Raw genomic sequence first — 12,306 nt, forward strand, 5'->3', positions numbered from 1 at the left:
ACTAACCCGAGAATTCCCTCGGGGCCGTTTGTGCACTTTGTCAGTCCCCAGGTCAGGGGGTCGCCGGGGCCAGCGAGATGGTCAGGCGGCTGGGATGGGCGGCGTCGTGCAGCAGGTCGAAACTTGAACCCCACAATGCGGGAACATCTTTCGGCGGTGCGAAGGATGACGGGAAATTGCCGGTGGTGATGCGCAGGCGCAGCCGGTGACCAGCCTCGAGCCGGTAGTAGGCGGGACGGATCCGCACCGCCAAGTCGACGATTTGCCCGGCCGTGACCGGCAGGACATCCGCCGAGGACTGCCTGACCTCGGCGGAATAGACGGTGCCGTCGGCCGTCCGCCAGGTCTTCTCCTCATCGAGGGTGCGCAGGGTGGCCAGTTGCGCGCCGCCGGTGATGTGGACGGCACCGCCGTCCGGCGCGACATCCTCCAGAAACACCTGCAGCGCGGCCTGATCGGCGCTGGGGGAGACGAAGACGTGCAGGGTGCCTGGTCCGGCGACGAGGGTGGGTGCGGCGACCGGGTCGCCGGTGTAGGTCAGCCCGGACTGCGGCGCGCGGACATCCGCCGCACACGGATCCTCGACCTGCACCAGATTCAGTAGCGCCTGCACGAATCCGGCGGTCCACTGCTCGAAATTCTCACGGTTGCAGGGATTGTCGAACAGTGTGTAGGGCAATCGATCCGGCGGCGCGGCGGCCGGGGTATCCGAGAGCGTGCCGGGACCGAGGTCGTAGGTCCTCGTGCGTGCGCCGGCGAAAGGGTAGGCGGTGGTGTTCGTGCCGCGCGCCGTCTGGTCGATCATGTGCAGGGTGCCGGGCATGGCATCGACACCGTTGTCGATGCCCTTGAGCCAGTGGTCGAACCAGGCGATGGTCACCGCGTCGGTGTCCATTCGCGCATACGGTCCCGCACCGTTCTCCAGGTGCGACCACGGGCCCTGCAACAGCTGGAAGCGGGGATCGCCGATGGCGGTGGCGGGCATCGGCCCGTACTGCGGCCGTCCGGCCGCCAGATTCTGCAACTGGGCGTAGTTGTGGACCCCGGCGTCCTGGTAGAGATCCCAGCCGCCGTTCACGAAGTAGGTGGCAATGTCATTGTCCACCAGCGCCTTCAGGCCGGGACCGAAATCACGGGCGGCCCACCACTCGTCCTTGTGCGCGAAGGTGCCGCCCTGCCAGCCGTCGAGCACTTTCAGCAGCGGGGTCTCCGGCGAGAACAGCGCGCCCCGCAGGTGATCCACGAGCGCCTGGACCGCCACCTGCGGGGTGAGCGGCAGGTTGTACAGCGGCCACACCACGCTCATGTACTGCACCAGCGGCACCACGACGGTCAACAGGATCGGACTGAACATGCCGCCGTGGCCCAGCACGTCCGCGAACAGGTCGGCGGGGACATCGTGCAGCAGCATGGCGCGCAAAGGCGTTCCGGGACGGCTGGTTTCGGCGGTGAACAGGGCGGAGGCGGCCGGAAACGAGTAGCCGAACATGCCGACCCGGCCATTGGATCCGGGCAGCCGCGCCGCCCATTCGACCACCTCGTTGCCGTCGAGGCCGTCCTGGCGGGAGGCCGGATCCCATTCCCCGGGTGAGGATCCGGTGCCGCGCACGTCGGCGGTGACCTCGATATAGCCGCGCGAGACCAGGCTGTCCTGCATGCCGGTCGCCTGATTCAGCACGCGCCGAACATCTTTCACATTGTCGGGCAGGTCGATGTGCAGCAGGTCGAAGATGCTGGTGGCCACGGCGGTGAGGACACCGTTCATGGAACCGTAGGTGGTCCAGTTCACCACCACCGGAAACGGGCCGGGTGCACGCAGTCCGGTCGCCGGATCGGTCGGGTAGCGCACGGCGGCGGTGAGTTGGGTGCCGTCCGACAGCGGGATCAGCCTTCCGAGTTCGTAGCCGACGCCGAAGACCGGGGCGGGCGGTGTGTACCCCTCCGGCATACCGATGCCGCCCGAAACAGTCGGCGCCGGGCCGGTCGGCGGTGCAGCGGCGGAGTGCGGGGCGAGGTGGATCGGGACGGCGGTGAGGCAGAGCGTGAGGGCCAGCCGGGCCACGGTCCGCCCTGATCGCATGCGTCCGCCTCCAAGAATTCCGGCCGAAGGTCCCAAGATCATCTGCTGCGAGATAGCAGAATAGCCAGAGCTGTGCTGTTCTCGGTCCAGGCGCGAGCCTCGCGTCCTGGTTGTCGGCAGCGAAGGGCACGAATGGAACCGCATCACCGTGACGTCCTGAAGGTGCTGCACGAGCGGGCGCTGGCGTTTCTGGACTCCTACTCGGCCGAGTCTCCGGTGTTCAGCGAGCTGCCGCAGACCGTCGTCGATGTCGATTTCGTGCCGTCGATCGTGCGGAACCTGGAGTTGCTGTTCGGCTTCCTGGCCGACGGCATCGAACCCGACGAATCCGAAACCAGTGGATTGCTGGAACGTGCTCGCGCGGTCGTCCGCGACGGCATGACGGTCGATGTGGTGCTGCGCAACTACCGCTTCGGCGTCGCGTTCATCTGGTCGCAGCTGCTGGAGGCGGCGACCGACAGTGAACGCGACACCATGCTCGCCGCCGCCGTGCCCCTGGCCCACTACCTGTCGATCATTACCGAGCGGGTCACGATCGGCTGCCTCCCGTCCACGCCGGACCCGCACTGGGAGCAGCTCGAACGGCGGCGCGGCATCGCCGACGCCCTGCTCGCGGGCAGCGACCCGCTCGAATGGGCCGAGGCCCCGGCCATTCCGGTGGCGTCGGCCTTCCTGGTGACGGTGTTGCGCGCCGGTGATCCAGGTCCCGGGACCATGACGGCCCTGCGCAATCGGATGCACGAGATTCCCGGATCGTTCATGCGTTTGGACAGCGGCGGCTGGACCGCGCTGATCCCCCTCGATCCCGACGATGACGGCACCGCCGCCGCCGAACGCCTCGCGACCGTGCTGAACGCCTTCGCCAGCACACCGCCGGAGTTCTGGGTGGGCGTGGTGACCGCGGCCACCCGCTCCGCCGTCCCCGCCGCGCACGGGCAGGCCCGGGTGCTGGGTGAGCTGGGTCGTTGCCTCGGCAGTCCCGAAATCCTCTGTCGCCGAGATCGATTCGTCCTGGAATTCGCGCTCGCCGTCAGCGGTCCCGCGTGCGCGCGGCTGGCGCAGGTGCTCGACGCCCTCGACGATCAGCCGCTGCTCGCCGAAACCTTGGACGTCTACCTCGATCTCGGCTTCAACCAGCTCGCCGCCGGGCGGACGCTGAATGTGCACCGCAACACCGTGACCTACCGGCTCACCCGGATCTGTGAACTCACCGGCCTGGACCCGCAGGACCCGGCCGGGCTCACCACGTTGTCCGCGGCGCGGCTGGCTCGCCGCCTGGTGGCCAAGGGCTTCACCGCCTGACCCCGCCTCCGGTCGGCCCGCGCCTCGGATCGGCTCGAGCACAACGGTGTCGGGCGGGCTCCGGGGGTTCTAGCGTGCTGTGGTGTGAGTGAACTCGATCATGTGGTGCTGGCGACGCCGGATCTGGCGGCCACGGTAGAGACCGTGGGGCGACTGCTCGGGGTGAAACCCGTTGCGGGCGGCGTACATCCGGGACGCGGAACCCGGAACTTCCTGCTGGGGCTCGGCAGCGGTGCGTATCTGGAGATCATCGGGCCGGATACCGAGCAACCCGAGCCGGAACTGCCGCGACCCTTCGGAATCGACAAGCTGACCGAGGCGCGGCTGGCGGGCTGGCTGGTGCGGGTCGATGACATCGATGCCGCGGTAGCCGCGGCGCGGGCCGCCGGATACCACCCGGGCGAGCCCTCGCCGCTGTCGCGGGCTACCCCGGACGGCCGGGTTTTGAAGTGGCGGTTGACCTTTCCGCTGCCCAGTCAGGGCACACAGGTCGTGCCCGCGCTCATCGACTGGGGCGACACCGATCATCCGGCGGGGGAGTTGCCCGAGGTGTCATTGCTCGGCCTGGAGGTCGTGCATCCCGACATCGAGCCGGTGACGGCCCAATTGCGGGCGCTCGACGTCGATGTCACCGTGCGCGCCGGGAACCGGGCCGCCCTGATCGCCCGCATCGGCGACCCGGACGATCCGATCATCCTGTTCTGAACCGGGCCGCTCCGAAACGGGCGGTTCAGTGCGCCGCCGCGCGAGCGGTGACCCGCAGCGTCAGGTCCCGCGGCTTCAACGTCGGGAACTCCTCGATGTCGAGTCGGTAGCCGGTCCGGCCCAGATCGTGCTCGTGCAGCAGATGGGCCAGGGTCAGCACCGCCTCGTGCAGGGCGAGCGCGCGGCCGATGCAGGCCCGCGCGCCGGTGCCGAAGGGTTTGTAGGTCAGCGGCGGGGGACCGGCCAGGAAGCGCTCCGGGTCGAACCGATCCGGGTCGGTCCATACGGACGGATCCCGGTGGATGGCAAGCAGATTCAGATACACCCAGTCATCCGGTGTGACACGGTGCCCGCCGAGGGTGGCCGGGCTCCGTGCCGCGCGAATGAAGGCGGGCGCGACCGGGTGCAGCCGCAAGGTCTCGTCGACGATCGAGCGCAGGTAGCGCAGTCCGGCGATGTCCTCGTACTCCAATTCCCCGGGATGCCTGCCGGTTTCGGCGAGCTCGGCGCGAGCCCGGTCGGCGGCCTCGGGATGCCGTGACAGCTCGTGCAGCGCGAAAGCGACCGTCCCGGCGGTGGTTTCGTGTCCCGCGATCAGCATGACCACGGCCTGGTCGACAGCCTGCTGCCGGGTCAGTGGCGCACCCCGCTCCGGATCGGTGTCGGCGAGCGCCGCCGACAGCGGGGCCTCGCCGCTACCCGAGTCGACGACCATCTCGACATGCCGCCACAGCGCTTGTGCGTGCGGCGGTACCGGATTGACGCCGAGCACGGCGTCGAGGAACGGAATCACCTTGCCGCGGTTGGTCGTCCGGATCAGCGCGAACATGGTGTCGACGAATTCCGCCCGCTGCTCGCGGGTCAGCTCCGCGCCGAAACCGGCCCGGGTGATCAGGTCGTAGGCGAGATCCTGGGTGAGGTCGCTGACATTGATCGGCTGCGGCAGCGCACCCCAACGCCGGATATGTTCGGCGATAACAGGATTCATGGCCGCGTGATACCGCCGCATCGCGGCGCGGCTGAACGCCGGTTGCAGCCGGTCGTGCGCGAGCCGCCAGACCGCGTCCTCGGTGTCGGTGAACAGCAGCCCGGTCGGAGCCATGGGCGCGAGCCGCCGGAACGCCGGACCGTTCACCTTCGTCCAATTGCGGTCGTCGAGCACGGGTTCCGCGAGCGCGGCCGAGTTCACGATGAGCATGCGGGGATAGCGCAGCACCCGCACCTCGTAGATGTCGCCCAGCGCGGCCGCGTGCTCGGTGATGCTCTGCGCCGGTGTGCGCGCCGAAAGCGAGAGCGCGTCGCCTACGAGTGGTACGCGCCAGGGCGGATGGGGTACGGCTGGCATTTCGACCACTCCTTCGACAGCGCGGACAGAATACGGGTTTCCGATTGCAGATCCGCGCCGCCGGGCAGGTCCAGCACGGGCGCGGCCGGATCGGGCGGGCCGTCGGCCAGCCGCACCGCGCACGCGGCCGTGAGGGCCCGCGCGATGGCCCCGAAATCGGTTGCCCGCGTGCGCCGTTCGATCGGCACATACGGGGCCAGGCAGAGGATCGCGTCATTGATCTCGATGACCGAGCGGTGCAGCCGATAGGTCGCGTCGGCGGCGTCGGGACGCGGTTGGACCACTTCGGGGCAGGCCCGCGTCAGATCCGCCCACAGCGGTGCCAGCCGCTCGACCGCCCGCGCGGCCGGGTCACCGCGCACGGCATCGATCAGCCGCAGCACCAGCGCGATCGCGGCGAGCGGGGTGAAGCCGATGATGTCGGCCACGAATGCCATCCGGTCGGTGCTCGCCGCGTACTCGGTGAAGGCGTTGACATGTCCGGTCGCCAAGACGAACGAGGTGGTGAGCCCGAAGCTGAGACTCCAGATCAGGCCGCTGAAGATCACCAGGAACAGCAGCGAGAACACGCGCGCGCTCCACGGCGGCCGCGCCCGCAGATCCTGCAGCGACGCCGACACGATCAACACCGCGCACGCGTACGGGAAGATGACGAACAGCATGGTCATCGGCGCGGCCTGCCAACCCGGGTACTGCAGCACCAGCCCACCGCGCGCGGCGATCGGACTGCCCAGCACCAGATAGCCCAGGCCCATCAGCCCGGCGGCGGCGTACACGATCGGCATTCGTGGCGTCTTGCGTTGCTGCGCATGCGAAACCACCAGATACGCCTCGGCGGTGACCAGGATCATCAGTGCGTTGGCGAGCTGATACTGCCGGGCCGCGCTCAGCCACGGATCCAGCCGCTCGATCCGCTCCTGCGCCGACGCGATCATCAGCAGCCACGCCAGGGTCGATCCGATCAGCGCATTGTTGACGTGCCGGTTGCCGAACGTGTCACGGCACCAGATCAGTCGCCCGGCCGTCACGAGCGCGGTGAACGTCCACAGCGGCCAGGCCGCGACCTCGGGCAGCGACGAGTACGGGGGCATCGGCGGATACGGCATGCTCACCCGCGCACGAAAATATTGCGGAACGGCGCGAACGGGCGACGCCGCATGGCGGGCATGATCAGGTTCGCGAAGGCTTCGGCCTCGAGTTCCTTGGCGGTGCCGAAAACCCCACGCGCCAAGGCCGTCTCCATCCGGGCCAGCGAACCCGGTCCGACCAGACCGCCTAGGTATTCACCGAGGGCGTCGTGGATCCGCTCGCCCTCGTGATCGAGCAGCAGATGGCCGATCTCGTGCAGCACGGTGTGCTCGACCATGTAGCGCGAGGACCGCTCCTCGTAGACGATCAGCGTCAGCTCATCGGTCTCGGCGAGCAGGCCGCAGGGGAATCCGGCCGCCTTGAGTCCGGCCCGGCCGACCAGGCTGATGGGTTTGCCGCGTTGCGCGGCGAGGGCGTCGACGAACTGTTGCAGATCCCAGGGATCCGGAATGCTCAGGCCCGCGATCACGGACGCGAGCGGATCCGCACCGCGCACGGGCGGCTGATCGCTATCGCTCACGGGTGAGGTCCTGCCCCGCGCGGGCCTGGCGGGTGGTCTCGATCAGCAGTTCCAGTGCCTCGACCGAGAACTCCCCGCCGCGGAAGTGGACCGCGCCGAGCTTGATGCCGAGGGTGCGTGCCGTGTCGAGGATGGCGAGCTTGTGATCGAGGGTGCGCATCTGTTCGGTGTCCGGGTCCAGCAGGTATCGCGGGTCTACCTCGAACTGTATCGCCATGGCGCGCAGTAGGTCCGGGGTGGGACGGCCGGATTGCGCGCGGGCGTCCGCGATCTCGGCCGGGGTGACCGGGCGGCCCAGCGCTCGCGCGGTCTGTTCGGCGATATCGGCGTTTTCGTCGCGGGCTTCGAGATGGTCGTCGCGTGCTCCGAGCAACCTGCACAATCGGTCGACTCGAGTCGCGACGAGATTCATTGCGGGCCTTCTCCTGCGTTCTGTCGTGCCTGCCGAAGCCTGGCCTCGAATCTACCTGCCAGGTGGTCTGTTATCTCGGCTGTGCTGCCGATCAGCCAGCGACGGTAGAGCTTGTCCTCGTAGTCGGGGTCCTGTGGCGACACCGGCCCGTCCAGCAATCCGGCGAAGGCCCGTTCGAGCAGGGGTGGAATCGAGCCGCCGCCGTGATTGCGTTCCAGCAGGTCGGTGAGGTACAGGCCGATCAGGCGGCCGCATTCGACATTGAGCCCGGCCACGGCGGCCCGCAGCTCGCCGGAATCGGCCGGGTCCTGCCCGGCGACCCGATTCAGCTCGACCTGGGCTTCGAACAGGGCCAGCGCCAGCGTGGCGGGCACGGCGACCACGGCGGTGCCCGGATCGAGCGTGCGACCGGCGGGCGCGGGCTGCGGCTTCGCACCGCTCCAATAGGCCCGGGCGGCACTGCCTTCGCCCCAGGACAGGGCCGCGTCGAGGCGGCGGAAGGTGACGGGTTTGGGGCTTGGGCCCAGGTCCGCGGCCTCCACCCGGACCAGCGTGCGCTTGGTCGGCCCGCCCGCCGCGATCACATCGTCGAGGCTGAGGTTGAGCTCGCGTCGCCGCTCTCGCACACAGGCTGCGAGAAACGTGGCGTACTCCGGTCGCATGTAAACCGATTTTACCTCATTGTGTGCTGTACTTGGCACAATAGGTCAGTCGTTCTCTACTGATTTTATTGCGACAGGGCGTCGGCTGGCCTAGTCTCAGATTCGCGGACGGCATCGACGGCCAGGGTCCGATCTGGACAGTGGAGGGGATGGATCGGCATGCGGCACGTGGGTGCCGTCCGCCGAGTGATCTCCCGAAATGAGCCGTTCAGGCCCCGGAATGAGCAACGTCGCCGGGCGAAGGGGGGGAGTTGGCCCGGCGACGTCACATCGAAGTGGCCGAAGCCACCGATACGGGTCAACACTGTTCGGGGGGAGTGAACAGGTTGCCCGCGCACGACTATACGGACACACCCCGGCCTCGGCGCAACCCCCCGGGGTGAAACGAAATCGACTGAAGCGCAATCAGTTGCGATTCGTGATGTGATTCCGCGAGGCGTCAACGCGGAATGCGGCCCGCCGACCGGGCCCGCCGCCCGGCTTGGTCACCGGCCCGAGCGCCCGGCAGACTGGGGCGGACATGATGCTTCCCGACCTTCCCGACCTGCCGGTTCGCGCGGTTCTCGACGAGATCACGGGCACGCTCGCCGACCGCGGCACCGCCGTGCTGGTCGCGCCGCCGGGCACCGGCAAGACGACCCTGGTTCCGCTCGCGCTGGCGGCCGCGACCGCCGGCCGGGTCGTGGTGGCCGAACCACGCCGGCTGGCCGCTCGCGCCGCCGCCGCGCGGATGGCGGCGCTGCTGGGTGAGCAGGTCGGCGGCACCGTCGGCTATTCGGTGCGCGGCGATCGCAAGGTCGGATCCGGTACGCGGATCGAGGTGGTGACCTCCGGGCTGCTGGTGCGGCGGCTGCAGAACGATCCGGAGCTGGCCGGGGTGGACGTGGTGGTGCTCGACGAATGCCACGAACGGCACCTGGACGCGGACCTGCTGCTGGCCCTGCTGCTCGACGCCCGCGCCGGGCTGCGCCCGGACCTGCGGGTGCTGGCCACCTCGGCGACCGTTGCCGCAGAACGGCTTTCGGTGCTGCTGGGGGAGTCGGAGCCTGCGCCGGTGTTGCAGGTCCTGGGCCGCGCCTACCCGGTGCGGTTCGACTACGTGCCCTCGCTGCCCCGGGAGCGGATCGAGCAGCAGGTGGCCCGGGTGACGCGAATGGCGTTGGCGGACACCGCGGATGACGTTCTGGTGTTTCTGCCCGGGGCGGGTGAGATCCGCCGCACCGCCGAGCTGCTGTCGGGTTTGCGCGATGTCGATGTGCTGCCGTTGCACGGCCGGCTCGCGGCCGCCGCACAGGACACTGCGCTGCGGGCGGGGCCGCGCCGCCGCGTGGTGCTGTCCACCGCCGTCGCCGAATCGAGCTTGACCGTGCCCGGCGTGCGCGCGGTGGTGGACTCGGGCCTGGCGCGGGTGCCGCGCATCGACCACCGGCGCGGACTGTCCGGCCTTGCGACCGTGCGGGTTTCGGCCGCCGTCGCCGAACAGCGGGCGGGCCGCGCGGGCCGCGAAGGGCCCGGCCACGCCTACCGTTGCTGGCCCGAATTCGAACACGCCACCCTGCCCGCCTATCCGGAACCGGAGATCCGCACCGCCGACCTCACCCGCCTGGCACTGGAGTTGGCCTGCTGGGGCACCGTCGACGGCCAGGGCCTGGCCTGGTGGGACCCGCCCCCGGCGGGCGGACTCGCGGCAGGCCGGGCCGTGCTCCGCGCCCTGGACGCGGTGGACGACCAAGGGGCGGTGACGGATCGCGGCCGCCGCATGGCCGCCTTCGGACTTCACCCCCGCCTGGCCCGCGCTCTGCTCGACGGTGCGGCCGAGCTGGGCCCGCGCGCCGCCGCCGAGGCGATCGCCCTCCTCGACGACGACACCCTCGCCCCCGGCATCGACCTGGTCGCCGCCCTGCGCACCCTGCGCTCCCAGCCACCCACCCGCTGGCAACGCGAAGCCCAGCGCCTGGCCAAACTCATCACTCCGAATCCGTCTACAGGCCAAGGTGGTTCGCGACCGGCCCGGGGCGGTTCCAGGGCAGCTGGGCAGGATCGCAAACCAGGCGACCGAGACGATCCGGCGTTGATCGCGGCGCTGGCCTACCCGGAGCGGCTGGCGCGTCGCCGTGCGACGGGGTCGTCGAGCTATCTCATGGCCGGCGGCACCGCTGTGACGTTGCCGCCGGGGAGCGGACTCGGGGATGCGGAGTGGCTGGCCGTCGCGGTGGCCGGGCGCGATCCAGGACAGTCGGAGGGGCGAATCCGGTTGGCGGCCAAGGCTGATGAGCAGCTTGCTCGTGAGGCTGCCGCGAATCTGCTGGAGACGGTCGACGAAGTCGATTGGCGCGACGGTGATCTGGTGGCGCGGCGGGTGGAGCGGCTCGGTGCGATCGTGTTGTCGGAGCGGCCGCTGCGCGATCCCGATCCGGCGCTGGTGTCGGCGGCCCTGCTGCGCGGCCTGCGCGACGCAGGCTTGAACCTGCTGCGCTGGGACGATGACGCGCGCTCGCTGCGGCAGCGCCTGGACTTCCTGCACCGCGCGATCGGCGAGCCCTGGCCCGCGGTCGACGACGACACCCTGCTCGCCACCGCCGAAACCTGGCTCGGCCCAGAGCTTTCCGCCGCCCGCCGCCGCACCGACCTGCAGCGCGCCGCCGCCGGAACCGCCCTGCGCCGCCTGCTGCCCTGGCCCGAGGCCGCCCGCCTGGACGAACTCGCCCCCGAACGCCTGGAAGTGCCCTCCGGCAGCCACATCCGCCTCGACTACTCCTCCGACCCGCCCGTGCTCGCGGTCAAGGTCCAGGAGATCTTCGGCTGGATCGACCCACCCCGCCTGGCAGCCGGCCGCATCCCCATCCTCCTGCACCTCCTCTCCCCGGCCCAACGCCCCGTAGCCGTCACCGCCGACCTCGCCTCCTTCTGGCGCACCGGCTGGCCCCAGGTCCGCGCCGACCTCCGCGGCCGCTACCCCAAACACGCCTGGCCCGAAGACCCCACCACCATCACCGCCCACCGCGGCACCGCCCGCAACGCGAAGCGCCCCACCTGAGGTAGGTGCCCCCTCGACGCGATGACGCAATTGGGTCAGCGGGGTGGTGGAGTGAGACTTGGTGGAATAGGGCGGGGTTCGGGGATGCTGGACTGCGGTGCGTCCGGGGTGCGGATGCGGATGTGGTTCGAAGCGTCCGGTGAAACGGGCGAGAGGGAGTGTGGCGGCATGCGTGCGATTCGATTCGACGAATTCGGCGGGCCGGAGGTCTTGAAGTCGGTGGAGTTGGCGGTGCCGGAACCCGGTGCGGGGCAGGTGTCCATCGATGTGGCGTATGTGGGGTTGAACTTCGCCGATCTGCAGGCGCGGGCCGTCGGGTATCGGGTGCCGGGGCTGCCGTTCGTGCCGGGGCTGGAGCTGTCGGGGCGGGTGCGTGCGGTCGGGGAAGGCGTCGAGGGGCTGGTCGTGGGGCAGCCGGTGGCCGCCATCACCGATGGTGGCGCGTACGCGGATGTCGCGGTGGTCTCGGCGTCCACGGTGTTCCCGGTGCCCGAGGGCGTCGATCTGCGCACGGCCGCAACGCTTCCCACCGTGCTGCCGACCGCCTACGCGCTGGTGCACACCGTCGGCCGCCTGCAGTCGGGTGACACCGTGCTGGTGCAGGCCGCCGCGGGTGGCGTCGGCACGGTGGCCGCGCAGATCGCCAAGCTCGGCGGCGCGGGTGCGGTCTACGGTGTGGTGTCCAGCCCGGCCAAGGCGGAGTACGCGCGCGCCTACGGTTACGACGAGGCGTTCCTCAATGAGTCCTTCGATGCCGACGTCCGCGCGGCCACCGGCGGCCGTGGCGTCGACCTCGCGCTGGAATCCGTCGGCGGCGAAACCCTGCGCCGCACACTGGATTCCCTGGCGCGCTTCGGCCGCCTGGTCTCCTTCGGCAATGCCGGCGGCGAGGCCCCGTGGCAGGTCGGCGCACCCGATCTGCTCCCGCAGGGCCGCACGGTATCCGGCTTCTCCATCCTGGGCCTGAGCACCGCCGCACCGGACGTGCTGCACGAGATCGCCGCCAAGGCTTTTGAATTGGCCACCTCGGGCAAGGTCGAGCTGCCGATCACGGCGGAGTTCGCGCTCGCCGACGCGGCAGACGCGCACCGATTGATGGCGGGCCGCACCTCGACCGGCAAGCTGGTGATCGCCGTCAATCCCTGAGCGGCCCC

Annotated in this window: 10 protein-coding genes; 4 read left to right on the forward strand and 6 right to left on the reverse strand. The window is 70.0% G+C overall.

Annotation, left to right across the window (positions count from 1 at the left end; translation table 11 throughout):
- Positions 1–52: 52 nt before the first annotated feature.
- Entirely contained in the window at positions 53–2,080 is a 2,028-nt protein-coding gene (locus ACFXHA_RS25525) for a CocE/NonD family hydrolase (protein ID WP_379360906.1), read from the reverse strand.
- 132 nt (positions 2,081–2,212) lie between these two features.
- On the opposite strand from ACFXHA_RS25525, the gene ACFXHA_RS25530 reads away from it, so the two are divergent.
- Complete coding sequence (locus tag ACFXHA_RS25530) at positions 2,213–3,382, forward strand: PucR family transcriptional regulator (RefSeq protein WP_379360908.1); 1,170 nt, start codon at positions 2,213–2,215, stop codon at positions 3,380–3,382.
- 84 nt (positions 3,383–3,466) lie between these two features.
- Positions 3,467–4,087 carry a VOC family protein gene (locus ACFXHA_RS25535; RefSeq protein WP_379360910.1) on the forward strand — a complete coding sequence of 207 codons (621 nt, stop codon included), beginning with the start codon at positions 3,467–3,469 and terminating at the stop codon, positions 4,085–4,087.
- A 25-nt stretch (positions 4,088–4,112) separates the two neighbouring features.
- On the opposite strand, the gene ACFXHA_RS25540 is transcribed toward ACFXHA_RS25535, so the two are convergent.
- From ACFXHA_RS25540 to ACFXHA_RS25560, 5 genes are read right to left on the reverse strand one after another with little or no spacing between them, the layout of a single operon-like run.
- Positions 4,113–5,432 carry a cytochrome P450 gene (locus ACFXHA_RS25540; protein ID WP_379360912.1) on the reverse strand — a complete coding sequence of 440 codons (1,320 nt, stop codon included), beginning with the start codon at positions 5,430–5,432 and terminating at the stop codon, positions 4,113–4,115.
- Positions 5,390–6,538 (reverse strand): MAB_1171c family putative transporter, encoded by a 1,149-nt coding sequence (locus ACFXHA_RS25545; protein WP_379361602.1) that lies wholly within the window; start codon positions 6,536–6,538, stop codon positions 5,390–5,392. Before ACFXHA_RS25545 ends, ACFXHA_RS25540 begins: the two co-directional genes overlap by 43 nt.
- A 2-nt stretch (positions 6,539–6,540) precedes the next feature.
- Positions 6,541–7,041, reverse strand: a complete 501-nt coding sequence (locus ACFXHA_RS25550; RefSeq protein ID WP_379360914.1) for a hypothetical protein — start codon at positions 7,039–7,041, stop codon at positions 6,541–6,543.
- Positions 7,031–7,453 carry a hypothetical protein gene (locus ACFXHA_RS25555; protein ID WP_379360916.1) on the reverse strand — a complete coding sequence of 141 codons (423 nt, stop codon included), beginning with the start codon at positions 7,451–7,453 and terminating at the stop codon, positions 7,031–7,033. Before ACFXHA_RS25555 ends, ACFXHA_RS25550 begins: the two co-directional genes overlap by 11 nt.
- Positions 7,450–8,115 (reverse strand): hypothetical protein, encoded by a 666-nt coding sequence (locus ACFXHA_RS25560; RefSeq protein WP_379360918.1) that lies wholly within the window; start codon positions 8,113–8,115, stop codon positions 7,450–7,452. Before ACFXHA_RS25560 ends, ACFXHA_RS25555 begins: the two co-directional genes overlap by 4 nt.
- Before the next feature lie 520 nt (positions 8,116–8,635).
- Between ACFXHA_RS25560 and hrpB the strand changes: the two genes are divergently transcribed.
- Both hrpB and ACFXHA_RS25570 read left to right on the forward strand, forming a co-directional pair.
- Complete coding sequence (gene hrpB / locus ACFXHA_RS25565) at positions 8,636–11,152, forward strand: ATP-dependent helicase HrpB (RefSeq protein ID WP_379360920.1); 2,517 nt, start codon at positions 8,636–8,638, stop codon at positions 11,150–11,152.
- 168 nt (positions 11,153–11,320) lie between these two features.
- Entirely contained in the window at positions 11,321–12,298 is a 978-nt protein-coding gene (locus ACFXHA_RS25570) for a zinc-binding alcohol dehydrogenase family protein (RefSeq protein ID WP_379360922.1), read from the forward strand.
- Positions 12,299–12,306 lie beyond the last annotated feature (8 nt).

Origin of the sequence: Nocardia sp. NPDC059240 (assembly GCF_042753865.1) — a bacterium.
Taxonomy (GTDB): Bacteria; Actinomycetota; Actinomycetes; order Mycobacteriales; family Mycobacteriaceae; genus Nocardia.